Genomic DNA, 22,613 nt, shown 5'->3' on the forward strand with positions numbered 1-22,613 from the left:
GGAACGGCTACAGCGCCTGCGGGAACGTGAAGAACCCCTGCGGGTCGTACTCCTTCTTCACCTTGGCGAGCTTGGTCGCCGCTTCGCCGTAGTACGCCTTCCGCCAGTCCCTCAGCGTCGGGTCCGTGTAGTTCTGGTAGGCCGCTCCCGAGGCGTACGGCTTCATCGCGTCGTGGGCTCCCGTCAGCCAGGACTGGACCGCGGTGCCCGTCGTGCCCGCCCGCCAGGACCCTATGTACTGCGCCAGCATGCGGGAGCGGCGGTGGACGAAGGCCGTGGCCGTGGGCGAGACGCGGTTGACCGCGCCGCCGAGGGCGGTCAGGGCGATGCTGCCCGAGCCGCCCCGGACCGCGGCGACCTGCCTCAGGAGGGTCTGGATGCCGGCCGCGGACAGCGAGCGGTCGAAGAAGTCCGAGTGGGCCGCGTAGGTCTCCCGGCCGAGGGCGCCCTGCGGGTTGCGGTTCGGGGTGGAGCCGGGCAGGTGGCACTTGGCGTCCGTGGAGAAGGACGAGCAGCCCGCGTACGCCTCCATCGCGCTCTCGTAGGAGTGCCGCCGGAGGCTGACGTTGCGGGCCGGTGAGCCGACCCGGTCGGCCAGGCGGTCGAGCGCGTTCTGGAGTTCGCCGTAGGTGCCCATGGAGAAGGCCGCGACCGCCACCGAGGGCGAGCCGCCGTTCTCCAGGTGGCAGGAGGACCAGATCTCGTCGGGCTGGCCGGGACCCCACTCCTGCCAGGCCTTCACCACGGCGGCGGCCTTGGACCACGGCCAGGTCGCGTAGGCGGTCACGCCCTGCGGGGCCGGGTGGGTCTTGAAGTGCAGTTCGGTCACCACGCCGAAGTTGCCGTTGCCCGCGCCGCGCAGGGCCCAGAAGAGGTCCGTGTTCGTGGTGGCGTTCGCGGTGAGCTGCTTGCCGTCGGCCGTGATCAGGGTGGCCTGGGTGAGGCTGTCGCAGGTGAGCCCGTAGGCCCGGGAGGCCACGCCGTGACCGCCGCCGAGCACCAGGCCGGAGACGCCCACGGTCGGGCAGGAGCCCGCCGGGATCGTCACGCCCTTCGCGGTGAGGGCCCGGTAGACGTCGATCAGCTTGGCACCGGCGCCGACCACGGCGGTGCCGCCCGAGGCGCGGACGCGGTTCAGCTTCGAGACATCGACGATCAGCCGGTTGTTTCCCGAGGACCAGCCGGCGTAGGAGTGGCCGCCGTTGCGGATCGCCACCCGCACGCCGTGGGCGCGGGCGTAGGCGAGCGTGGTGCGGATGTCGTCGGCGTGCGCCACGTACGCCACCGCCGCGGGCTTCAGCGAGTCGAAGCGGGTGTTGTAGAGCTGCCGCGCCGTCGCCCAGTTCGCCTCGCCGGGGCGGACCAGGGTGCCGTCCAGGTCGTGGGCGAGGGCGGTCCAGTTCGCGGAGGTGGCGGGCGTACGGGAGGATAGGGACCTGCCGACGGTGCTCTGCGTGGCGTCGGCGCTGCTTCCGCTGTCGCACGCGGTCGTGGCCACTGCCGTGATCGCGGCCGCGCCGGCCCCTATGAACGTACGCCGTTCCATGTGTCCTTGCCTTCCGTCGGCCTCGTCGGCTTCCGTGGAACGAGACGGGACTGTGGGGGTGAGGGTTCCCGGGTGGGTTCCGGAATCACACTGTGCCCTCGATGTAAGCGTTCCGTGACCTCACCGCACCTTCTGCAGGGGTTCACCCTGCGTTCACTTCCGGCCATAAACGCCTTCACCTGATCTGCCTAATTTCGGCCTTACGCGATGCGTGGTGTGCCTCGAATGCGCATCCGCATCACCCAGACTTCGCGCACGCCGCCGGATTCAGGACGGCGGCTCCCGGAAGGAACTCAAGTGAAGCTTCAGCGCAAGAACCGGCGGGCCCTCGCCTTCGGTGCTCTCGCCGTCTCCGGCGCCCTGGCCCTCACGGCGTGCGGCTCCGACGACACGAGCGGCGGCAGCGGCAGCAGCGCGTCCGCCACGGCCGCCGCGGGCAACATCAAGTGTGACGACGCCAAGGGGCAGCTGCTCGCCGACGGCTCCTCCGCGCAGAAGAACGCGATCGACGCCTGGGTCAAGCAGTTCACGCAGGCCTGTGGCGTGCAGATCAACTACAAGGGCGGCGGTTCCGGCGCGGGCGTCACCGCGTTCAACAACGGCCAGGTCGCCTTCGCGGGTTCCGACTCCGCGCTGAAGCCCGAAGAGGTCACGGCCTCCAAGAAGGTCTGCTCCGGCGGCCAGGGCATCGACCTCCCGATGGTCGGCGGCCCGATCGCCCTCGGCATCAACATCTCCGGTGTCGACAAGCTCACGCTGGACGCGCCGACCATCGCCAAGATCTTCAACGCCAAGATCTCCAAGTGGAACGACCCGGCGATCGCCAAGCTGAACCCGGGCGTGAAGCTGCCGGACCTGAAGATCCAGGCGTTCCACCGCTCGGACGACTCCGGCACCACGGACAACTTCACCAAGTACCTGATCGCCACCGCCAAGAGCGACTGGCCCTACGAGCACGGCAAGACCTGGGTGGCCAAGGGCGGCCAGTCCGCCGCGCAGTCCTCCGGTGTCGCCCAGCAGGTGAAGCAGACCAACGGCGCCATCGGCTACTTCGAGCTCTCCTACGCCAAGGACGGCATCACGCCGGTCAGCATCAACACCGGCGCCTCCGCCCCGGTTGAGCCGACCGTCGAGAACGCCACCAAGGCCATCGCGGACGCCAAGGTCGTCGGCACCGGCTCGGACCTCGCGCTGGAGCTCAACTACGGCACCAAGGCCGACGGCGCCTACCCGATGGTCCTCGTCACGTACGAGATCGTCTGCGACAAGGGCAACAAGGCCGACACCCTGGCCGCCACCAAGGCGTTCCTGCGCTACATCGCCTCCGAGGACGGCCAGAAGATCCTCGCGGACAACGACTACGCCCCGATCCCCGACGACATCATCGCCAAGGTTCGCACCACCATCGAGAGCCTGAGCTGACCTGAGTGTGCGGTCCGGCCCGAGCCCCCTGTCGAGGGTGCCGGTCCGGACCGCACCGTCCGGTGCACCGCCGCCAGGAGCCGCACCTCGCGTGGGGCTCAGCAGACCGGAGAACCCGATGGACACCACACAGATAACAGACGCACCTCCCCCCGCACCCCGCATCCCCACGCCCGAGCAGAAGCGCGCGGCCCGTGGCGCCACCCGTCCCGGTGACCGGATCTTCCTCGGTCTGTCCCGCGGGTCGGGCATCCTGCTCCTGGTGATCATGGCCGCCATCGCCGGCTTCCTCACCTACCGCGCCTCGATCGCGATCAGCAAGGACGAGGCGAACTTCTTCACCACGTTCGAGTGGAACACCCAGCTCATCCCGCCGAAGTTCGGCATCGCGGTCCTGGTCTTCGGCACGATCGTCTCCTCGATCATCGCCATGGTCATCGCGGTCCCGATCGCGGTCGCCATCGCGCTGTTCCTCACGCACTACGCCCCGCGCAGGCTGAGCGGCCCGATCTCGTACGTGATCGACCTGCTCGCCGCCGTGCCGTCCATCGTGTACGGCCTCTGGGGCGCCCTGATCCTCGTACCGCACATGAACGGCCTCTACGGCTGGCTCAACGACTACCTCGGCTGGACCGGCATCTTCTCCTGGCAGGGCGGGGCACCCCGCTCGATGCTCACCGTCGGCATCCTGCTGGCCATCATGATCCTGCCGATCATCACCAACGTGAGCCGCGAGGTCTTCCGCCAGGTCCCGCAGATGCACGAGGAGGCGGCCCTGGCGCTCGGCGCCACCCGCTGGGAGGTCATCCGCATGGCGGTGATCCCCTTCGGCCGCTCCGGTGTGATCTCGGCCTCGATGCTCGGCCTCGGCCGCGCGCTCGGCGAGACCATGGCCGTGGCCACCGTGCTCTCCCCGACCTTCGACATCCAGGCCAGCCTGCTCGACCCGGGCGGCGGCACCTTCGCCCAGAACATCGCCAGCAAGTTCGGTGAGGCCAGCGAGCTGGGCCGGGACGCGCTGATCGCCTCCGGTCTCGTCCTGTTCGTCATCACCCTGCTGGTCAACGGCGCGGCCCGCATGATCATCGCGCGTCGCAAGGAGTACTCGGGGGCCAACGCATGAGCACCGCAATCGCCGAGAAGCGCCCCAGCACCCTGCGCGGCGCCAGCCTCCCCAAGTGGGCCCCGTACGCCATCGCCGCCGGCTCCGTCGCCCTCGGCCTCGGCATCAGCGCGGCGGCCGGCCTGGACAGCAGCATCCAGTGGGCCCTGATGGCCGGGGTCCTGTTCGTCCTCGGCACGTACGTCATCGCGGCCCGCGTGGAGGGCCGCCGCCAGGCCAAGGACCGGGTCGCGACCGCTCTGGTCTGGGTCGCCTTCCTCCTCGCGGTCGTCCCGCTGGTCTCCCTGGTGTGGTCGACGGTCTCGCGCGGTGTGAAGGTCCTCGACTTCTACTTCCTGACCCACTCGATGGGCCTGATCTCGGACTCCGAGCCGGGCGGCGGTATCTACCACGCCATCCTCGGCAGCCTGGAGCAGGTCGCCCTCGCCACCCTGATCGCGGCGCCGATCGGTGTGCTCACCGCGATCTACCTGGTCGAGTACGGGCGCGGAAACCTCGCCAAGGCCGTCACGTTCTTCGTCGACGTCATGACGGGCATTCCGTCGATCGTCGCGGGTCTGTTCATCCTGTCGATCATGCTGATGTTCGACATGCAGCCCTTCGGCTTCGCCGGGTCGCTCGCCCTGGCCATCCTGATGATGCCGGTCGTCGTCCGCTCCACGGAGGAGATGCTCAAGCTCGTCCCGAACGAGCTGCGCGAGGCGTCCCTGGCGCTGGGCATCCCGAAGTGGCGGACCATCCTGAAGGTGGTCCTGCCGACCTCCATCGGCGGCATCACCACGGGCATCATGCTGGCGATCGCCCGTATCGCGGGCGAGACCGCGCCGGTGCTGCTCCTGGTCTGGGGCAACTCGATCATCAACGCCAACCCCTTCGAGGGTGCGCAGCAGTCGCTTCCGCTGTACATCTATCAGCAGTACGCGAACAGCGCGGGCGCCGGTGCGGCGTACGACCGTGCGTGGGCGGCGTCCCTGACGCTGATCGCCTTCGTGATGATCCTGAACCTGGTGGCTCGCGGCATCGCCCGCTGGAAGGCCCCGAAGACCGGTCGCTGACGCGACCCCCTCAGCGACTGATCTGGAAGTGAAGAAGAAATGGCCAAGCGAATCGACGTAAGCGGACTCACCGCCTACTACGGCTCCCACAAGGCGATCGAAGACATCTCGATGACCGTCGAGCCCCGCTCGGTGACGGCCTTCATCGGCCCCTCCGGCTGCGGCAAGTCGACGTTCCTGCGCACGCTCAACCGGATGCACGAGGTCACCTCGGGCGGCCGGGTCGAGGGCAAGGTGCTCCTCGACGACGAGGACCTGTACGGCCAGGGCATCGACCCCGTGTCCGTCCGCCGCGAGGTGGGCATGGTCTTCCAGCGCCCGAACCCGTTCCCCACGATGTCGATCTTCGACAACGTGGCGGCGGGACTGCGCCTGAACGGCTCGTACAAGAAGTCGGAACTGTCGGACGTCGTCGAGAAGTCCCTCAAGGGCGCGAACCTCTGGAACGAGGTCAAGGACCGGCTGAACAAGCCGGGTTCGGGTCTCTCCGGTGGTCAGCAGCAGCGTCTGTGCATCGCCCGCGCGATCGCGGTGGAGCCCAAGGTCCTGCTCATGGACGAGCCCTGCTCGGCCCTGGACCCGATCTCCACGCTCGCCATCGAGGACCTGATCGGTGAGCTGAAGGAGCGCTTCACGATCGTCATCGTGACGCACAACATGCAGCAGGCGGCGCGTGTCTCGGACCGTACGGCCTTCTTCAACCTGGCCGCGGTCGGGCAGCCCGGCAAGCTGATCGAGATCGACGAGACGGAGCGGATCTTCTCCAACCCGTCGGTCCAGGCCACCGAGGACTACATCTCGGGCCGCTTCGGCTGAGCCGTATCCCCCGAAGACCCCTCGCGGTGCTGCATGGCGGTGCCACCGCGAGGACACAGAGGGCCCGCCCCCGGATTCCGGGGGCGGGCCCGTTGTCGTACACCCGGCCAGGCGCCTACAGGAACAGCAGGTTCACGATGCCGAAGCAGCAGGCCGCCACGATCGCCGCCGCCGGCATGGTGATGAACCAGCCGAGGACGATGTTCTTGGCGACGCCCCAGCGGACCGCGTTGACCCGCTTGGTGGCGCCGACACCCATGATCGCCGAGGTGATGACATGGGTCGTCGACACCGGTGCCTTGAACAGGTACGCGGTGGTGAACATGATCGCCGCGCCGGTCGTCTCGGCGGCGAAGCCCTGCGGCGGATCGAGCTCGATGATCTTCCGGCCCAGCGTGCGCATGATGCGCCAGCCGCCCGCGTACGTGCCCAGCGACAGCATGACCGCGCAGGCGATCTTCACCCAGACCGGGATCGGGTCGCCGTAGGTCTCGTGGCCGGAGATCACCAGGGCCATCACCACGACACCCATGGTCTTCTGGGCGTCCTGGAGGCCGTGTCCGAGGGCCATGCCGGCCGCGGACACGGTCTGCGCTATCCGGAAACCGCGCTTGGCCTTGTGCGGGTTGGCCCGCCGGAAGAGCCACATGATCGCCGTCATCACCAGGTAGCCGGCGACCAGACCGACGACCGGCGAGATGAACATCGGGATGACGACCTTGTCGAGCACGCCGTTCCAGAGCACCTCCGTGCCGCCCGCCAGCGCGGCTCCCACCATGCCGCCGAACAGCGCGTGCGAGGACGAGGAGGGCAGCCCGAAGTACCAGGTGACGAGGTTCCACACGATCGCGCCGACCAGGGCGGAGAAGAGGATTCCCATCCCCTTGGAGCCCTCCGGCGCCTCGATCAGGCCCTCACTGACGGTCTTGGCGACCCCGGAGCCGAGAAAGGCTCCTGCCAGGTTCATGACCGCTGCCATCGCGAGCGCGGCCCGTGGCGTGAGCGCCCGCGTGGACACCGAGGTCGCGATGGCGTTCGCGGAGTCGTGGAAGCCGTTCGTGTACGTGAAGAAGAGCGCGACCAGGATGGTCACGACCAGAGCGAAGGTGTCCATGGAGGGGTTCAGGACTCCTTGACGGCGATGGTCTCCACCGTGTTCGCCACATGCTCGAACGCGTCCGCGGCCTCTTCGAGGACGTCCACGATCTGCTTGAGCTTGAGGACCTCGATGGCCTCGTACTTGCCGTTGAACAGCATGGCGAGCAGCTTGCGGTGGATCTGGTCCGCCTGGTTCTCCAGCCGGTTGACCTCGATCCAGTACTCGGTGAGGTTGTCCATGGTCCGCAGGTTCGGCATGGCCTCGGCCGTGAGCTCGGCGGCCCGCGCGAGCACCTCGACCTGCTGCTCGACGCCCTTGGGGAGCTCCTCGACGTTGTAGAGGACGACCAGGTCGACGGCCTCCTCCATGAAGTCCATGATGTCGTCGAGGGAGGACGCCAGGTTGTAGATGTCCTCGCGGTCGAACGGCGTGATGAACGAGGAGTTCAACTGGTGGAAGATCGCGTGGGTGGCGTCGTCACCGGCGTGTTCCGCGGCCCGCATCCGCTCTGCGATCTCGGCCCGGCCGGCGGTGTCCGCCCCGAGCAGTTCCATCAGGAGCTTCGAGCCCGTGACGATGTTGTCCGCGGAGGCGGCGAACATGTCGTAGAAGCTCGTCTCCCTGGGGGTCAGACGAAAGCGCACAAGGGGTCCTCGGGGTGCATCGGTTTCGGTCAGGGTGATGCTAGGTGCATCATCCGGCCACGGCTAATGGGCCGTCCCCCAGTGTCGCCCATCAGGCACAGTGGTTGGCACGGGGGCCGTCCGCAGGCCCTATACCCGGGAAACTTCGGTACGATATACCCAGGAGGGGTATGTGATTCCCTCAGGGTTGTGGCCGTGATGTGGAGGACGCGATGACGACGACCGAGGCCGGCGCCACGGCGCCCTCCGAGACAGTGGCGGAAACCGGCCCTCACGAGACCCACGAGCCCACCACGCACGGCTACCACAAGCAGAAGGACGAACACCTCAAGCGCCTGCGCCGGATCGAGGGCCAGATCCGGGGCCTGCAGCGGATGGTCGACGAGGACGTCTACTGCATCGACATACTCACGCAGGTGTCCGCCTCCACCAAGGCCCTGCAGTCCTTCGCGCTGCAGCTCCTGGAGGAACACCTGCGGCACTGTGTCGCCGATGCGGCCGTCAAGGGCGGCGCCGAGATCGACGCGAAGGTCGAGGAGGCGACGAAGGCCATCGGCCGTCTGCTGCGGACGTGATCCGGCCTTCCGCGCGACGGAACAGGCGCCCCCGGCTCACCGGCCGGGGGCGTCCGCGCGTTCCTCGGCCACTTTCAGCACCTCGTCGATGCTCTCCAGGCTGAGCCGGTCGTCCGCGGCCGACGCCGCGATGATCAGCTCTCCGCACAGTTCGATCTCGGCGAGGGCCACGTGGTCCTGAACCGCCGTACCGCCGACCGGAGCCACGCGCATCACCTCTTCCCTGCCGTTACCGACTTCCTAGAGTAGGGAGCGGCGCACGCACCGCGCATGGCACGGACGGGCTAGTTCTTGACACCCGTCACGACCGCTCACCCCTCGGCGATCTTGCCGGCGTAGATGTCCCGGGCGGTCGGCAGCCGTACGTCCGTGGCGACCCCGAAGTCGAACAGCAGCGTCGTCGAGGCGACCGCGACGGTGCCGTGCCGCTGTCCGTTGACGAAGCTGAAGCAGTGGCGGATCTTGCGGATACGGCCCTGGCCGTCGAGGTAGACGTCGAACGGCACCGTGGCCGTGGCGAACCCTTTCGCCGCCGCGGCCAGCACACCCTTGTCGGCGCCGGCCGCGCCCTTCGCCGCGTCGGCCAGATCCGCCGTGCCCCGGTAGTGCCGCACCTCGGTCCCGGCGAGCTCGGTCGCGCCCACGTACGTCGCCGTCCTGGTCCCGCGCAGCACCTCGGCCGCGGCGAACGGATCGGTGGCCCCGCCGGTGACGAGATTGCCGTCGGAGAGAGTCGTGGTGTCGACGCGCACCCACTTGTCGGCGGGCACACCCGCGCCCCGGTTCTTCATGAACAGGGCTCCGGGGGCGAGGAGTTCGGTGATCGGCCGGTGCTCACTGGTGCCGGACGGGTCCTGCGGCAGCATCACCTTCAGCCGGCCGAGGCGCTCCCGGTAGTCGTACACACCCTCGCCGCGAATGGTGACCCGGGTGCCGCCGGTGGCCATCTCCATCGACGTACGGGCCTTCGAACTGCCCGCGTCCACCAGGGTGTCGGCGGCCCGGCGCAGGGTCGCGACCGGGTCGGCCGCCCGCGAGTCGTCCAGGGCCGCGCCGCTTCCCGAACAACCGGTGGCGCAGGCGCAGGCCATGAGCACCGCCGCGACGAGGACCGACCCGCCGGCCTGCCTCTGCTGCCGCTCCGCCATCGCCGCCAACCCCCAGCCGATACGTCCGTCAAGGACCCCCTGTCGTTCGCTTAACGACGGGTAGGAGGGGTCGTCACGCGCATACCGGGGCTTTACCCGAGCTGGGTAACGTTGTCGGAGTGGCGCAGCAGGACAGGACCCCCCCACCTCCCTCCGACCGACCGGCCCACCACACGCAGATGGTGGAACAAGGCCGTTTCTGCCTGGCCCGGTGCACCTGCGGCTGGCGCGGACCGGCGCGCAGAGCCCGCAGCCAGGCCCGGGCGGACGCGCAGGGGCATGCGGACGGAGGCTAGAACGGCAGCAGCTCGTCGATCAGGGTGCGGTCGCGGTACTGCGTCAGACGGCTGCGGGCCGCGGCGGGGGAGAGCCACAGGATGCGGTCCACCTCGTCGTTCGGGGTGAAGTGGCCTCCGGTTGCCTCGGCCGCCCAGTAACGGACCCGTTTGGGGCGGCCGTTGGCCATGTAGTGGACGGTGGGCAGCTCGGTGCCGGGCTCGGCGGTGCAGCCCGTCTCCTCCTCGACCTCGCGCAGCGCGCCGGCGAGGGCGTCCTCCTCGCGCTTCAACTTGCCCTTGGGATGCGACCAGTCGTCGTACTTCGGCCTGTGGACCAGGCAGATCTCGAGGTCGCCGTCGATCGGTGAGCGGCGCCACAGGACGCAGCCGGCTGCCTGGACGACGGAGTCGTCATTACCGGGACGGGTCATGTACTCACCGCCTGCTTCTGCCAGCACTGCTGGAACGCGAACCGGGCGGCCTCCACCTCGTGACGCTGGTCGGCGTGCAGGACGCCCAGGGCGTAGGCGGTGGCCGGCGCGATGCGGGGGGTGCGGGCCGCCGCGGCGGCCGCGGACGCGGCCTCCGAGGCGTCCCGGTGACGGTCCAGGCACTGGCCTGCCGTGAGGAGCCGTACGTCCACCGAGGCGGTCAGGACCTCGCGCGCGTACCGGTGCAGCCGAAGGAGGAGACGGACCTGGTGCCAGGGGGCGTCCTGGGGGTGGGGGGAGGGGTCCGGGGAGAGGCCGTGGATGAGGGCCTCGGCGTTGTAGGGGCTGCCCGCGGTGACCAGGGGGAGAGCGGACACCGCGTCCTCCAGGCGTTCCTGGGCCGCGCCGGCCAGGGGCCGGAGGTCGGTGGTGACGGCCGTTCTCGTCAAGGGGACCTCGCTGGCCAGTACGGCGATGCTGTCGGCCACCGCGTGGAAGCGGGAGGAGCCGAGGGCCTGGAGGGCGGTCGAGTGGGCCCGGGTGCGGGCGAGGGTGAGCTGGCGGTCCAGGAGGGCGCCCGCCTTCGCCGCGCCCACGGTGAGGTTGCCGCGGTCGGGGGAGGACGCGGTGGCTGCCGCGGGGCCGCCGCCGACGGGGGCCGGCTGGGTGGGGAACACCGCGCCGGACAGCCGGTGCAGCGCCAGCAACAGCCTTTCCAGACGGGACTCGTACGCGTGCTCCATGCCCAAGGTGCCGGACAGCCAGGCCAGTTCCGGGCGCAGGGCCTCCGACCAGTCCGGGTCGAGGAGGGGGCGGAAGGTGTGGAGGCTGGCGCTGACGCGGCGGACCGAGCGGCGCAGGGCCCGGACCGCGTCGACGGGGTCCTCCGCGCCCGCCGCCGTACCGCCCGATTCGCGGTGCTGGCGCAGGGCGCGCAGGAACTCCGTGGCCTGGGACCGCAGGTAGCCCGCGAGGGCGTCCCCGGTGGGGGACGGCCCCCGGTGCCCGGACACGGGTTCCGTCGGTTCAAGGTGTTGCTGTGCCACGCCGGCGCCTCCGGGCGTCTATGAGCATCTCCTGGACGTTGCGCAGGGGTTGGCCGTCCGCGTCCATGGCGTGCCGGGTCCACTCGCCGTCCGGGCCGAGGTGCCAGGACGCGGTGGTGTCGGACATCCCGGTCTCCAGCAGCCGGTTCAGGGCAGCCCGGTGGGCCGGGTCGGTGACCCGGACCAGTGCCTCTATCCGGCGGTCGAGATTGCGGTGCATCATGTCGGCGCTGCCGATCCACACCTCGGGCTCGCCGCCGTTGCCGAAGGCGAAGACCCGGGAGTGTTCGAGGAACCGGCCGAGGATCGAGCGGACCCGGATGTTCTCGGACATGCCGGTGACGCTCGGGCGGATCGCGCAGATGCCGCGCACCCAGACGTCGACCGGCACGCCCGCCTGGGACGCGCGGTAGAGCGAGTCGATGAGGGCCTCGTCCACCATGGAGTTGACCTTGATGCGGATGAAGGCCGGACGTCCTGCGCGGTGGTGCTGGACTTCCTTGTTCACGCGTGAAATGAGGCCGTCGCGCAGGGACTTGGGGGCCACGAGCAGGCGGCGGTAGGTCTCGCGACGGGAGTAGCCGGACAGCCGGTTGAACAGGTCGGACAGGTCCGCGCCCACCTGCGGGTCGGCGGTGAGCAGGCCGAGGTCCTCGTACAGCCGGGCGGTCTTCGGGTGGTAGTTGCCGGTGCCGACGTGGCTGTACCGCCGTAGCGTGTCGCCTTCCTGACGGACCACCAGGGACAGCTTGCAGTGGGTCTTCAGGCCGACCAGGCCGTACACGACATGGCAGCCCGCCTCCTCCAGCTTGCGCGCCCACTTGATGTTGGCGTGCTCGTCGAAGCGGGCCTTGATCTCGACCAGCACGAGGACCTGCTTGCCGGCCTCGGCGGCGTCGATGAGGGCGTCGACGATCGGGGAGTCGCCCGAGGTGCGGTACAGGGTCTGCTTGATGGCGAGGACGTCCGGGTCGTCGGCCGCCTGCTGGAGGAAGGCCTGGACGGACGTCGAGAAGCTGTCGTAGGGGTGGTGCAGCAGGACGTCACGGGCGCGCAGGGACGCGAAGATGTCGGGCGCGGACGCCGACTCGACCTCCGCCAGGTCGCGGTGGACGCCGGCGACGAACTTGCGGTACTTCAGCTCGGGGCGGTCGAGGCCGGCGATGCGGAAGAGGCCGGTGAGGTCGAGGGGGCCGGGGAGCGGGTAGACCTCCGCCTCGGAGATCTTCAGCTCGCGCACCAGCAGGTCCAGCACCTCGCGGTCGATGGACTCCTCGACCTCCAGGCGCACCGGCGGGCCGAAGCGGCGCCGCATGAGTTCCTTCTCCAGGGCCTGGAGGAGGTTCTCGGCGTCGTCCTCCTCGACCTCCAGGTCCTCGTTGCGGGTGACCCGGAAGGTGTGGTGCTCCAGCACCTCCATGCCCGGGAACAGCTCCTCCAGGTGGGCCGCGATGACGTCCTCGATGGGGACGTAGCGGCCGGGGGAGGACTCCAGGAAGCGGGACAGCAGCGGCGGGACCTTGACCCGGGCGAAGTGGCGCTTGCCGTTGACCGGGTTGCGCACGATCACGGCCAGGTTCAGCGACAGGCCGGAGATGTACGGGAAGGGGTGCGCCGGGTCGACCGCGAGGGGGGTCAGGACCGGGAAGATCTGGTGCCGGAACAGGGTGAAGAGGCGGGCCTGCTCCTTCTCCTGGAGTTCGCTCCAGCGGACCAGGTGGATGCCCTCCTCCGCGAGTGCGGGGGCGACGTCCTCGTGGTAGCAGGCGGCGTGCCGGGCCATCAGCTCGCGGGAGCGGGCCCAGATCATCTCCAGGACCTCGCGCGGCTGGAGGCCGGAGGCGGAGCGGGTGGCGACGCCGGTGGCGATACGGCGCTTCAGTCCGGCCACCCGGACCATGAAGAACTCGTCCAGGTTGCTGGCGAAGATCGCGAGGAAGTTCGCGCGTTCCAGGAGGGGGGTGTTCGGGTCCTCGGCGAGTTCCAGGACGCGCTCGTTGAACGCGAGCCAGCTGCGCTCCCGGTCGAGGAAACGACCCTGCGGGAGCTGGGCGGCACCGTCGACCGGGACCTCCTCGTACGCGTCGAGATCGGCGTCGAGGTCGGGCTCCAGATCGGAGACGGTGGCCGACACGGTGTGCGGGCGGTGCGCGGCTATGGAGCCCACGGAGGGCTGCACGTGCTGGACCTCTGCCTGGCTGTTCGACTGGCTCATGCCCCCATTCTTCCGCGCCGGGAGCGAAACGGGCGCGTCGGAGGCAGCGAGTGGGAGCACGGCGGCGACCGGGACGTTCCCGTTCCTCGCTGCCCCCTCGGGCGGCGGCGAAGGCTCTGGCACAGCGGGCTTCATTCGGTGAGCCTCGCAAGCCTGTCTGAACCGACGGTTACGGCGACATGGCGTTCGGGATATCGGGGGACGGCTCCCGGGCGTCTGTGTGCCGGGGGTGCGGGGCCCTGGCCGGGGTGGGGGGGTGTGGCGGGGTGGGGATCGGATGGGGGTGGTGGCTGGGTCGGGAGGGGGCGGGGCGGGTGGCCTGGGCTTCTGGGTACGGGGGCTGCGTGTCTGGCTTGGGTGGGGCGGGCCGCACGACGAAGTGAGGGCGCGCGGTATGGATGCGGGGATGGCCCTGGGTATCCAGGCGGGGTCCGTGCGGTTGGGGCCACGGGGGGTGAGGCGGCGGTGCGGGCCGCCGGGGCCCGGGGATGTGTCTCGGGCACCCGCGCGCATGCCTGGGCCGTGCCCGGGGTTCGGGGGTGTCCCGGGGGCTGTGTGTGCGTGCCTTTCGTGGGTGGGGGCGCCGGCACGGGGGCGGGAGCGGCGGTGGCCGTCTAGGTGCGCGGGGGGGTGGGCCGGGGGGTCGGGGGCGGGTGTCTGCGGTCTGCGTGCGGGCTTGGGCCGTGCTCGGGGTTCGGGGGTGTCCCGGGGGCTGTGTGTGCGTGCCTTTCGTGGGTGGGGGCGCCGCACGGTGGCGGGAGCGGCGGTGGCCGTCCAGGTGCGCGGGGGGTGGGCCGGGGCGACGAAGACGGCCCACACGATCAGCGCCGCGCGGTGCAGCCGCAGCACGCTCCGGGCGGGCCCCCTCGGCAGGACGGACAGGGTCATCCGGCGGCGGCCCGCCGGCGCAGGAGAGCGAACGCGAGGGCGACGGCCACGGCGGTGAGGGCGAGCAGGACGCCGGTCTCCAGGAGCTGGCGGGGCCAGTAGTCGGAGGACGGCAGGTACTCGCGGGTGAAGCGGACGACGTCGTGCTTCGCGAGGCAGGCCTTGTCGTCGTAGCACCCGGGATCGCGGATCTCGGCGCCGGCGGAGGTGAACGCCCGGCTGCGGGAGTACAGCTCCGGCTGCTGGTAGCGGCCCTGGAAGGGCCAGTGGTTGCCGCGGAAGGCGTAGACGAGGAAGTACGCGAACCCGCTGAAGGCCAGCGCCGGCAGGGTGCGGCGGACCGCGAGGCCGATCAGGGTGCCGAGGGCGAGTCCGAGCAGCGGGGCGGCGACGGTTGCCGGGCCGAGGGAGAAGTAGAGGGCGCGGGGTTCGATGCCGGCGATCAGCAGGTTGCTGTGGGCGGACCACACCTGGTGGTACAGCAGGGCGAGCAGGCCCGTTCCCACGACGATGAAGGCGGCCGGTACGGCGAGCTTCACGGCGAGCCAGCGGGCCGGGGAGACCGACTGGGTCCAGGCGAGCTGTGCGGTGCCGCTCTCCAGTTCACGGGCGATCAGCGGGCCGCCGGCGAACAGGGCGATGGCGAAGGAGGCCACGGTGAGCAGCGTGTCGGCGTTGTAGAACTGGTCGCTGTACTCGTCCGCCGAGCCCGTGGCCATGATGAGCCCGGAGTAGCCGTAGGTCTCGAGCGCGCGCTGCGCGGTGTCGGCGCCGGGGCCGAGGAGCCAGAGCAGGAAACCCGTGGTGCCGGCCACGAAGGCGAGCCAGATCCACAGGGCGCCGCGGTGCAGGCGCAGGACGGTGCGGACCAGGCCGCGCGGTACCGTCGTCACCGTGGAGGCGGCGGGAGTCTCTCGCAGGGTCGCGGTGCTCATGCGGTCACCGCCTCGGCGGTCGCGGTGGTGCCCGGGGTGAGCAGGGCCGGGGCATCGGGTGCGCGGAGATGGGCGAGCAGCAGTTCCTCCAGTGAGGGCTCCTCGACCGCCCAGCCCTCGCCGACGGGGCCGTCGCGGCGGATCAGGGCGGTCAGGCCGCGACCCGCGGTACGGGACTCGATCACGGTGTGCTGGGCCAGGTCGGCGGGGGTGCCGCGGCCGGTCACCAGGGTGTGCGCGGTGAGCAGGTCGTCGATGCCGCCGCCGAGCCGGACCCGGCCGCCGCCCAGGAGCAGCAGGTGGTCGCAGGCGTCGGCGAGTTCGGCGACGATGTGCGAGGACATCAGCACGGTGGTGCCGTGTTCGGCGGCGTCGGCCATCAGGGTGCCCATCAGTTCGTGCCGCGCGAGCGGGTCGAGGTCGGCCATCGGCTCGTCGAGGAGCATCAGTTCGGGCCGCTTGCCGAGCGCGAGGGCGAGCGCGACCCGGGTGCGCTGGCCGCCGGAGAGTCCGCGGATGCGGGACTTCGGGTCGAGGTCGCCCCGCGCGACGATCCGGGCGGCGCAGGCGGCGTCCCAGCGGGCCGGGTTGAGCTCGGCGCCCATGCGCAGGGTCTCGGCAACGGTCAGCTGGGGGTACAGCGGCTTGTTCTGGGCGAGGTAGGCGGTCCGGTCGCGGGCCGCGCCGGGTGCTCCGCCGAGGACGGTGAGCGTGCCGGAGGTGGGTCGCAGCAGGCCGGCGGCGATGGCGAGGAGCGTGGACTTGCCGGCGCCGTTGGGGCCGACCAGTGCGCTGATGCGGCCCGTGGGCAGCCGGAAGGAGCAGCCGTCGAGGGCGGCGGGCCGTCTGCCGTACCGCTTGCCCAGGCCGGACGCCTCCAGGGCGACGGCCGGGGTGGTGCTGGTGGAACTCACTGGTCCCCCTTCGGGAAGTGCTCGTCGAGTACGGCGGTGAAGAGCGCGTCGACGTCCTCGCGGCCGAGTCCTGCCGACCGGGCGCGCGCGGCCCAGTCGTCGAGCTCGGCGCGCAGGGGGGTGTCGGCGGCCTGGACACCGGCGCCGAGGGTGCGGCGGACGAAGGTGCCGAGACCGCGGCGGGCCTCGACGAGGCCCTCGCGCTCCAGTTCGCGGTACGCCTTGAGCACGGTGTTCGGGTTGATGGCGGTGGCCTCCACGACCTCGCGGGCCGTGGGCAGCTTGTCGCCGGGTTCGAGGAGGCCCAGTCGCAGGGCCTGCTTGGTCTGCTGGACGATCTGCACGTAGGTGGCGACGCCGGAGCGCCGGTCGATGCGGTAGTCGACCACGCGGACAACCACCCTTTCACTAATTGAGTAGTGAAAGGGTGGTGGATGGTGGTCGTGAAAGTCAAGCGTGGTTTCTTCGGAGCCATGTGAACCGGTCGGCGGGGGTCGTCCGATGAAGGGGCGTGAGGGAAACGAGAAGCGACGGGGATCTGCTGCGGGCCATCGCGGCGGACGGCGACCGGCGTGCCTTCGAGGAGCTGTACCGGCGGTACGCGCCCTGGCTGCTCGCCCGGCTGCGGGGACGGTGCGCGGACGCGGGCGTGGTCGACGACGTCGTACAGGAGACGTTCCTCGCGGTGTGGCGGGGGACCGCGCGCTACCGCGAGGAAGGCGATGTGGCCGGATGGCTGTGGCGGATCGGCTCGCGGCGGCTCATCGACGCGCTGCGCGGTGACGGGGCGCGGGGGCGGCTCAGGCAGGCACTGTCCCACCTGCGGCACCGGGACGAGGTGTCCGCGGAGGAACGCGTGCTCGCGGGGGTGGAGCACGGGGACCTCGCGGGCGCCCTCGTCCGGCTGTCGCCGGAGCTGCGGGCGGTGCTCCAGGCGACGGTCATCGACGGCCTCACCACCCGCGAGGCCGCCGTCCTCCTGGGCATCCCGCCCGGCACGGTCAAGACCCGGGCGATGCGAGCCCGCAAGCAGCTGAGGGAGGCCCTCGCGTGAGTGGCGACGGACGACCGCGGAGGCGAACGGGGCCCGGGGCGCACGGTGCTCCGGTACAGGGACGAGTCGAGGAGGTGGCGGCATGACCTGGCATGTGGCCGAAGAGGATCTGCGGGCTTATGCCCGGGGCGAGTTGGCCGCCCCCCTGCTCTGGTCCGCCGACACCCATCTCGCCGCCTGCGCACAGTGCCGGGGGCTGCTGGCCGGTGTCACCGACCCGGTGGCGCTGGACGCCGGGTGGGAGCGGCTGGACGCCGAGCTGGACGCGCCCCGGACGGGGTGGTTCGAGTCGCTGCTGACCCGGGCCGGGATCGCCGACCACACCGCGCGGCTGCTCGCGGCCACGCCGGTGCTCAGGCGCTCCTGGCTGGCGGCCGTGGTGTTCCTGCTGCTGGCGACCGTCGGCGCGGTGCACACGACCGACTCGCCGACCCTGTTCCTCGCCCTCGCCCCGCTGCTGCCGCTGGCCGGCGTGGCGCTGTCCTACGGCCCGGCGCTCGACCCGACCTACGAGATGACGGTCGTCGCGCCCCTGCACGGCTTCCGGCTGCTGATGATCCGCACGCTCGCCGTGCTGGTCGCGGGCCTCGGCCTCAACGGACTCGCCACCCTCGCCCTGCCCGGGTACGGCCTGCGCGCCCTGGCCTGGCTGCTGCCCGCGCTCGCCCTCACCGCGGCCGGCCTCGCCCTCACCCCGAGGCTCGGCCCGGTCCTCGCGCCGTCCCTGGTCGGCGGCGCCTGGATCGCCGTACTGCTGGCCGCGCATGCCGAGCAGCAGACGGCCGCCGATCCGCTCGCGCCGTTCACCGCGGCCGGGCAGGGCGTCGCCGGAGCCGTCGCCGCGCTCGGCCGCCGGGCTGCTCCTCCTTCTCCGTGACCGCTTCGACCTCTTCAACGGGAGCGCCGAATGACCGCCACCGTCTCCGCCACCGGGCTTCATCTCCGCTACGGCGGCACCCGCGCCCTCGACGACGTGTCGCTGCGGCTCACGCCGGGCGTGACCGGGCTGCTCGGGCCCAACGGAGCCGGGAAGACGACCCTGTTGAGGGTGCTCGCCACGGCCGTGCCCGCCGACCGGGGTTCCTTCACCGTCCTCGGTCATGACCCGGGCAGCTCGCACGGCCGGCAGGAGGTCCGGCGCTCGCTCGGCTATCTGCCGCAGAGCCCGGGCTTCCAACCGGACTTCAGCGCCTTCGAGTTCGTCGACTACGTGGCGATCCTCAAGGAGCTCAGCGACCGCACCGCACGCCACCGCGAGGTGCGGCGGGTGCTGGAGGAGGTCGACCTCGGGGACGTACGCGCCAAGCGCATCAAGAAGCTGTCCGGCGGGATGCGGCAGCGGGTCGCGCTGGCCGCCGCCCTCGTCGGCGACCCCGGCTTCCTGGTCCTCGACGAGCCGACCGTCGGCCTCGACCCCGAACAGCGCATGCGGTTCCGGGAGTTGATCGCACAGGCGGGGGAGGGGCGGACCGTGCTCCTGTCCACCCATCAGACGGAGGACGTGGCCATGCTCTGCCACCGCGTCCTCGTCATGGCCCGCGGCCGCATCCTCTTCGAGGGCACCCCCGCCGAACTGACCGACCGCGCGGCCGGCCGGGTGTGGAGCAGCACGGAACGCGCCCCGGGCGCCAAGGCGGGCTGGCGCACCGGCACCGGCTCCTTCCGCAACGTCGGCGATCCGCCCGCCGGTGCCGATCTCCTCGAACCCACCCTGGAGGACGGCTACCTGCTCACCCTGGACGACGTGGACGCGGAGGTGGCGACCGCATGAGCCTGGCGACGAAGACGGTGGCCGAGTCCACCGCCGTACCCGAAGACGATCAACGACGTTCCTGGGCCGCCGTGTTCGCCCTCGCCCGTTTCGAGGCGCGTGACCTGCTCCGGTACATCCCGGTGCTGGTGACCCTCGTGCTGTACGTCGGCTACACCGCCTGGACGCTGTTCCACCAGCAGGACGGCATGGACGCCTTCCCCGCCCTCCAGGACGCCGACCGCGCCACCCAGCCCGGGCCCCTGCTGCTGGGGATCGCCCTGTTCGTGTGCGTCAACCGGTGCACCCTGCGCTCCCGCAAGCGCGGTACCGACCGGCAGTTCGACGTGCTGGTCATGGAGCCGTGGCGGCGGACGGTCGCACACGTGCTGTCGGTGGTGCCGTTCGCCGCCGTCACCGCGCTGGTCGTGCTCGGCGAGTTCACCCGGCAGGCCCTCAGGGCGGGTGCGGTGGGCCACGGATCACCGGCCGAACTGGCCGTCGGCCCCCTGTACGTGCTGCTGTGCGGCGCGTTCGGGGTGCTGCTCGCCCGGCTGGTCCCGTCCACGTTCGCGGCGCCGGTCGGCGTGATCGGGCTCTTCGTCCTCAGCGTGTTCGTCTCCGCGGGCACCAGCGACGCGGAGTGGACCCGGTGGCTGCCCCCGATCGTGGGCGAGGACGGCGGCAAAACGGTCCTCCCCTCAAACCTCATCGGCCGCCCGGCGGCCTGGCACGCGCTGTACCTGACCGGGCTGATCCTGCTGCTCGCCCTCGCCGCGGTCCTGGCGAGCGGCGGCCGGACACTGTCCCTGAAGGTCGGTGCGGCGGGCGCGCTCGCGCTGACGCTGGGCGGCGCGGTGGGCCAGTCCGGGGGCGTGTCACCGGAGTTGACCGCGGCCCGCGAACAGGCCTCGGTCACCCCGCAGCGGGACCAGTCGTGCGTGCGGCGATGGGGGTCCCCCCGGTCGAGCGAAGCCGAGACTGGGGGAGGCTCGACGTACTGCGCCTTCCCCGAGTGGACCGGCCGGGCGGGCGACTGGGCGGGGGTCGTGGACCGCGTCCAGTCCCTGGCCGGCGGTACGGCCGCCCGGCAGCCCCTTCTCGTACGGCAGCGGGTCGAGGCCCGATACGGCCTGGGCGGCGACTCGGCGATCGATCCGCTCACCACGCCGTACCAGGTCACCGTCGGCACGCGGTGGGGCGGCAACCGTGTTCCCGAGTTCGCGGTCGGCGTCGCCTATGTGCTGGTCGCCGGTGACGAGTCGAAGGGCGGCGAGCTGTGCGACGGCCGGGTGGTCACGGCGATGTGGCTGGCCCTGGGCGGGGACCCGCACCCGATGGCTGACCTCGCGAACGTCCGCCTCGACGACAGCGTGACCGGGTCGGCGTACGTCCTCGCCCCGACCAGCGGGCTGTCCATGACGGCCGGACAGACGGATGTCGTAAGGGAGTTGCTGCACCGCCCGCGCGGCGAGGTGACCGCTTCCGTCAAGCGGCACTGGGCCGAGCTGACCGCGTCGGGGGTCTCGACGGCCCGGGTGGCGCGGGTGCTGGGGACCGAGGTGCCGAAGGGGGCGAAGGACTGTGCGGAGGAGTGACGGGGGCGCCCGCGGGGCGCTGGTGGCGGCCGTGGCACGGACCGTGCCGTGGCGGGCGGTCGGTGCCGGAGCGGTCGTGGGGCTGCTGATCGTGGGTCTGCCACGGCTGCTGTCCGCCACGCCCGACGCCTGGCTCGGCCTCACCCTGCTCCGGGCCGCCGCCCTCGTCTTCGCCCTGGGCCTGGCCTTCCTCCTGGACGACCCGGCGCGCGGGCTCACCACCCCGGTCCCCACCCGGCGCTGGGTCCGCAGCGGGCTGCGGGTCGCGCTGGTCGCGCCGGTCGCCGCGCTGTGGTGGACGGCGGCACTGGCCCTCGTCCCCGCACCGGCCCGCCCCCCGGTCGGCGCGGTCACCCTGGAGGCCGCGGCGACGGCCGTCCTCGCGGTGGCCGCCGCGGCGGTGGCGGTCCGCTTCACCGACGAACCCGAACCCGGCCCCTCGGTGGCGGCCGGCTTCCTGACCCTCGGCCTCCTCGCCCCTCTCCTGCTCCCCACCCGCTGGGACCTGTTCGTCGCGGTGGGAGACCCGAACTGGCAGGCGGCGCACATGCGGTGGGCCGTGCTGCTGGCGGCCGCGGTGCTGTCGGCGGCGGCCTGCACGGTGGAACCGGTGCGCGGCCTCAGACTCCGTCCCGCGTCCTGACGGGAACGGCGGGCGGTGTGTCGGATCAGGCCCGGCGTTCCGCCCTCCCGGCGTCGCCGTACCGGCCCACCGGGCAGGACCACGGGCCGCCCGCCGGGTCCGTCCAGACCGCGGTTCCGTCCACCACGTCGGCCCGGGCGGGGCGCGGGGTGCCGGGGACGACCGGCAGGCCGACGGCGTACAACTCGACGTAGGCGTCGGGAATCCGGTCGGCGAGCGTGCACAGCACCTCGGCCTCGGAGCGGGCCGGGTCGACCCCGAAGCCGATGCCCATACCGTCGTCGTCCCGGAGCAGCACCTCCACCCGGCCCTCGTCGAGGGGGGTGTACGACACCTTCGGGGCGGCGGAGGTCCCGGCCGACAGGTCGGCGAGGACCAGGGCGACGAGCTCGCTCAGTTCCATCGGTCCTCACGTCTCCGTGCGGTACATCAGGTCCGTCTCGTACGTGCTGAAGCCGAGCCGTTCGTAGACCGAGACGGCCGCCTTGTTGTCGGCGTCGACGTAGAGCATCGCGGTCGGCAGCCCCTGGGCGGCGAGGTGGCGCAGGCCGATCGTGGTGAGGGCCTTGCCGAGGCCGCCGCCCTGGGTGCCGGGGCGGACGCCGAGGACGTACACCTCGCCGAGCTGTTCGGCCGCGTGCACCTTGGTCCAGTGGAAGCCGACCAGTTCGCCGTCCCGGAACGCCAGGAAGAAGCCCTGGGGGTCGAACCAGGACTGGGACTTGCGGTCGTCGAGGTCGCGCTGGGTCAGGGAGCCCTGCTCGGGGTGGTGGGCGAACGCGGCCGCGTTCACCGCGAGCCAGGCGGTGTCGTCCTCGCCGGGCACGAAGGCGCGGACCGTCACGTCCGCCGGGAGCACCGGGTCGGGCAGCTCCAGGCCGGTCAGGGGGCGCCGCATCTGCCGTAGCTCACGGAAGAGGGTCAGGCCCAGGACCTGGGCGAGATGGCGGGCGGCGCTGTGGCCGCCGTGGGCCCACACCCGCAGCCGTTTGCCGGAGGCGGCGAGCAGCGCCGAGCCCAGGGCGCGGCCGTGGCCGTGGCCGCGGTGAGAGGGGTGGACGACCAGTTCCGCGGCCGGCGCCTCCACCGGGTCGGTGTCCTCCAGCTGGGCGTAACCGGCCAGCTCGTCGCCGACGGAGAGGAGCAGGTGGGACACGCCCTCGCGGGCCCCGCCCCGCAGCTGCAACCGGCCCTGTTCGGACACCGCTTGCTGCCCGTCTTGGTGCGCGGCCTCGGCGAGGAGCCCGAGGACCGCCTCGGTCTGGTCCGGCGAGAGCGCCGAAACGGTCTCGATGGAGCGGGAGATGCCGGGGCGTGCGATGTCGTCGCTGGTCATGGCTACGAGGGTAAGGGGAGGTACGGGCAAAGCGGCGGCAAAGAAGCAACCAGGATGTAACCGCGAAACCCCTGTCGCGCTACGCGCGTTGACCCTA

The 22,613-nt window shown here is 71.4% G+C and carries 22 protein-coding genes and 1 pseudogene; 10 read left to right on the plus strand and 13 right to left on the minus strand.

Annotated features, from left to right (window positions below; all coding sequences use genetic code 11):
* Positions 1-7 precede the first annotated feature (7 nt).
* Positions 8-1,546, minus strand: coding sequence for an FAD-binding oxidoreductase (locus RKD20_RS23625; RefSeq protein ID WP_424879450.1), 1,539 nt, complete (start codon positions 1,544-1,546; stop codon positions 8-10).
* Positions 1,547-1,843: 297 nt separating this feature from the next.
* Between RKD20_RS23625 and pstS the strand changes: the two genes are divergently transcribed.
* From pstS to pstB, 4 genes are all read left to right on the plus strand, one after another.
* Positions 1,844-2,968 (plus strand): phosphate ABC transporter substrate-binding protein PstS, encoded by a 1,125-nt coding sequence (gene pstS / locus RKD20_RS23630; protein WP_424879451.1) that lies wholly within the window; start codon positions 1,844-1,846, stop codon positions 2,966-2,968.
* A 118-nt stretch (positions 2,969-3,086) separates the two neighbouring features.
* Positions 3,087-4,091 (plus strand): phosphate ABC transporter permease subunit PstC, encoded by a 1,005-nt coding sequence (gene pstC, locus RKD20_RS23635; RefSeq protein ID WP_424883299.1) that lies wholly within the window; start codon positions 3,087-3,089, stop codon positions 4,089-4,091.
* Complete coding sequence (gene pstA / locus RKD20_RS23640; protein WP_424879452.1) at positions 4,088-5,146, plus strand: phosphate ABC transporter permease PstA; 1,059 nt, start codon at positions 4,088-4,090, stop codon at positions 5,144-5,146. The genes pstC and pstA overlap by 4 nt, the downstream gene beginning before the upstream one ends.
* A 39-nt stretch (positions 5,147-5,185) precedes the next feature.
* Positions 5,186-5,962 carry a phosphate ABC transporter ATP-binding protein PstB gene (pstB, locus tag RKD20_RS23645; RefSeq protein ID WP_007383025.1) on the plus strand — a complete coding sequence of 259 codons (777 nt, stop codon included), beginning with the start codon at positions 5,186-5,188 and terminating at the stop codon, positions 5,960-5,962.
* A gap of 115 nt (positions 5,963-6,077) precedes the next feature.
* Here the strand turns inward: pstB and RKD20_RS23650 are convergent, their stop codons facing one another.
* A complete protein-coding gene (locus tag RKD20_RS23650; protein ID WP_424879453.1) occupies positions 6,078-7,076 on the minus strand; it encodes an anion permease in 999 nt (332 codons plus the stop codon).
* An 8-nt stretch (positions 7,077-7,084) separates the two neighbouring features.
* Positions 7,085-7,705, minus strand: coding sequence for a DUF47 domain-containing protein (locus tag RKD20_RS23655; protein WP_020122925.1), 621 nt, complete (start codon positions 7,703-7,705; stop codon positions 7,085-7,087).
* Between the two features lie 212 nt (positions 7,706-7,917).
* On the opposite strand from RKD20_RS23655, the gene RKD20_RS23660 reads away from it, so the two are divergent.
* Positions 7,918-8,280, plus strand: coding sequence for a metal-sensitive transcriptional regulator (locus RKD20_RS23660; RefSeq protein WP_424879454.1), 363 nt, complete (start codon positions 7,918-7,920; stop codon positions 8,278-8,280).
* Between the two features lie 36 nt (positions 8,281-8,316).
* On the opposite strand, the gene RKD20_RS23665 is transcribed toward RKD20_RS23660, so the two are convergent.
* The 8 genes from RKD20_RS23665 to RKD20_RS23700 form a co-directional block, all read right to left on the minus strand.
* Complete coding sequence (locus RKD20_RS23665) at positions 8,317-8,493, minus strand: hypothetical protein (RefSeq protein WP_020122926.1); 177 nt, start codon at positions 8,491-8,493, stop codon at positions 8,317-8,319.
* A 98-nt stretch (positions 8,494-8,591) separates the two neighbouring features.
* Positions 8,592-9,428 (minus strand): hypothetical protein, encoded by an 837-nt coding sequence (locus tag RKD20_RS23670; protein WP_424879455.1) that lies wholly within the window; start codon positions 9,426-9,428, stop codon positions 8,592-8,594.
* 292 nt (positions 9,429-9,720) lie between these two features.
* Positions 9,721-10,137 (minus strand): NUDIX hydrolase, encoded by a 417-nt coding sequence (locus RKD20_RS23675; RefSeq protein ID WP_424879456.1) that lies wholly within the window; start codon positions 10,135-10,137, stop codon positions 9,721-9,723.
* Positions 10,134-11,183: a CHAD domain-containing protein gene (locus RKD20_RS23680; protein WP_424879457.1), complete on the minus strand. Its 1,050-nt coding sequence runs from the start codon at positions 11,181-11,183 to the stop codon at positions 10,134-10,136. The genes RKD20_RS23675 and RKD20_RS23680 overlap by 4 nt, the downstream gene beginning before the upstream one ends.
* On the minus strand, positions 11,164-13,398 hold the full coding sequence (locus RKD20_RS23685) for an RNA degradosome polyphosphate kinase (RefSeq protein ID WP_424879458.1): 2,235 nt from the start codon (positions 13,396-13,398) through the stop codon (positions 11,164-11,166). The genes RKD20_RS23680 and RKD20_RS23685 overlap by 20 nt, the downstream gene beginning before the upstream one ends.
* An 884-nt stretch (positions 13,399-14,282) precedes the next feature.
* Positions 14,283-15,221, minus strand: a complete 939-nt coding sequence (locus RKD20_RS23690) for a hypothetical protein (protein ID WP_424879459.1) — start codon at positions 15,219-15,221, stop codon at positions 14,283-14,285.
* Positions 15,218-16,135, minus strand: a complete 918-nt coding sequence (locus RKD20_RS23695) for an ABC transporter ATP-binding protein (protein WP_424879460.1) — start codon at positions 16,133-16,135, stop codon at positions 15,218-15,220. Before RKD20_RS23695 ends, RKD20_RS23690 begins: the two co-directional genes overlap by 4 nt.
* Positions 16,132-16,524, minus strand: a complete 393-nt coding sequence (locus RKD20_RS23700; RefSeq protein ID WP_424879461.1) for a GntR family transcriptional regulator — start codon at positions 16,522-16,524, stop codon at positions 16,132-16,134. Before RKD20_RS23700 ends, RKD20_RS23695 begins: the two co-directional genes overlap by 4 nt.
* A gap of 122 nt (positions 16,525-16,646) precedes the next feature.
* Here RKD20_RS23700 and RKD20_RS23705 point away from each other — a divergent pair, with 122 nt between their 5' ends.
* From RKD20_RS23705 to RKD20_RS23725, 5 genes and pseudogenes are all read left to right on the plus strand, one after another.
* The gene (locus tag RKD20_RS23705) at positions 16,647-17,189 is read left to right on the plus strand and encodes an RNA polymerase sigma factor (RefSeq protein WP_007383017.1); all 543 of its coding nucleotides are present in this window, start codon (positions 16,647-16,649) and stop codon (positions 17,187-17,189) included.
* Positions 17,190-17,271: 82 nt separating this feature from the next.
* Positions 17,272-18,100 (plus strand): annotated as a pseudogene (locus RKD20_RS23710) (zf-HC2 domain-containing protein).
* A complete protein-coding gene (locus tag RKD20_RS23715) occupies positions 18,097-18,960 on the plus strand; it encodes an ABC transporter ATP-binding protein (protein WP_424879462.1) in 864 nt (287 codons plus the stop codon). The pseudogene RKD20_RS23710 and the gene RKD20_RS23715 overlap by 4 nt, the downstream one beginning before the upstream one ends.
* Positions 18,957-20,537, plus strand: a complete 1,581-nt coding sequence (locus RKD20_RS23720) for an ABC transporter permease (protein WP_424879463.1) — start codon at positions 18,957-18,959, stop codon at positions 20,535-20,537. Before RKD20_RS23715 ends, RKD20_RS23720 begins: the two co-directional genes overlap by 4 nt.
* Positions 20,524-21,180 carry an ABC transporter gene (locus RKD20_RS23725; RefSeq protein ID WP_424879464.1) on the plus strand — a complete coding sequence of 219 codons (657 nt, stop codon included), beginning with the start codon at positions 20,524-20,526 and terminating at the stop codon, positions 21,178-21,180. Before RKD20_RS23720 ends, RKD20_RS23725 begins: the two co-directional genes overlap by 14 nt.
* A gap of 25 nt (positions 21,181-21,205) precedes the next feature.
* On the opposite strand, the gene RKD20_RS23730 is transcribed toward RKD20_RS23725, so the two are convergent.
* Positions 21,206-21,583: a hypothetical protein gene (locus RKD20_RS23730; protein ID WP_424879465.1), complete on the minus strand. Its 378-nt coding sequence runs from the start codon at positions 21,581-21,583 to the stop codon at positions 21,206-21,208.
* Between the two features lie 6 nt (positions 21,584-21,589).
* Positions 21,590-22,516, minus strand: a complete 927-nt coding sequence (mshD, locus tag RKD20_RS23735; protein ID WP_424879466.1) for a mycothiol synthase — start codon at positions 22,514-22,516, stop codon at positions 21,590-21,592.
* Positions 22,517-22,613: the final 97 nt, after the last annotated feature.

Origin of the sequence: Streptomyces sp. SLBN-8D4, assembly GCF_049739545.1 — a bacterium.
Classification (GTDB): Bacteria; Actinomycetota; Actinomycetes; order Streptomycetales; family Streptomycetaceae; genus Streptomyces; species Streptomyces canus_C.

What these genes read in the sequence shown, in the direction of transcription:
- RKD20_RS23670 (WP_424879455.1), bottom strand. Translation starts at nt 9,428, where the DNA reads ATGGCGGAGCGGCAGCAGAGGCAGGCCGGCGGGTCGGTCCTCGTCGCG.
- RKD20_RS23730 (WP_424879465.1), bottom strand. Translation starts at nt 21,583, where the DNA reads ATGGAACTGAGCGAGCTCGTCGCCCTGGTCCTCGCCGACCTGTCGGCC.
- RKD20_RS23665 (WP_020122926.1), bottom strand. Translation starts at nt 8,493, where the DNA reads ATGCGCGTGGCTCCGGTCGGCGGTACGGCGGTTCAGGACCACGTGGCC.
- RKD20_RS23715 (WP_424879462.1), top strand. Translation starts at nt 18,097, where the DNA reads ATGACCGCCACCGTCTCCGCCACCGGGCTTCATCTCCGCTACGGCGGC.
- RKD20_RS23690 (WP_424879459.1), bottom strand. Translation starts at nt 15,221, where the DNA reads ATGAGCACCGCGACCCTGCGAGAGACTCCCGCCGCCTCCACGGTGACG.
- RKD20_RS23650 (WP_424879453.1), bottom strand. Translation starts at nt 7,076, where the DNA reads ATGGACACCTTCGCTCTGGTCGTGACCATCCTGGTCGCGCTCTTCTTC.
- pstC (WP_424883299.1), top strand. Translation starts at nt 3,087, where the DNA reads ATGGACACCACACAGATAACAGACGCACCTCCCCCCGCACCCCGCATC.
- RKD20_RS23660 (WP_424879454.1), top strand. Translation starts at nt 7,918, where the DNA reads ATGACGACGACCGAGGCCGGCGCCACGGCGCCCTCCGAGACAGTGGCG.
- mshD (WP_424879466.1), bottom strand. Translation starts at nt 22,516, where the DNA reads ATGACCAGCGACGACATCGCACGCCCCGGCATCTCCCGCTCCATCGAG.
- RKD20_RS23675 (WP_424879456.1), bottom strand. Translation starts at nt 10,137, where the DNA reads ATGACCCGTCCCGGTAATGACGACTCCGTCGTCCAGGCAGCCGGCTGC.
- RKD20_RS23720 (WP_424879463.1), top strand. Translation starts at nt 18,957, where the DNA reads ATGAGCCTGGCGACGAAGACGGTGGCCGAGTCCACCGCCGTACCCGAA.
- RKD20_RS23625 (WP_424879450.1), bottom strand. Translation starts at nt 1,546, where the DNA reads ATGGAACGGCGTACGTTCATAGGGGCCGGCGCGGCCGCGATCACGGCA.
- pstA (WP_424879452.1), top strand. Translation starts at nt 4,088, where the DNA reads ATGAGCACCGCAATCGCCGAGAAGCGCCCCAGCACCCTGCGCGGCGCC.
- RKD20_RS23685 (WP_424879458.1), bottom strand. Translation starts at nt 13,398, where the DNA reads ATGAGCCAGTCGAACAGCCAGGCAGAGGTCCAGCACGTGCAGCCCTCC.
- pstB (WP_007383025.1), top strand. Translation starts at nt 5,186, where the DNA reads ATGGCCAAGCGAATCGACGTAAGCGGACTCACCGCCTACTACGGCTCC.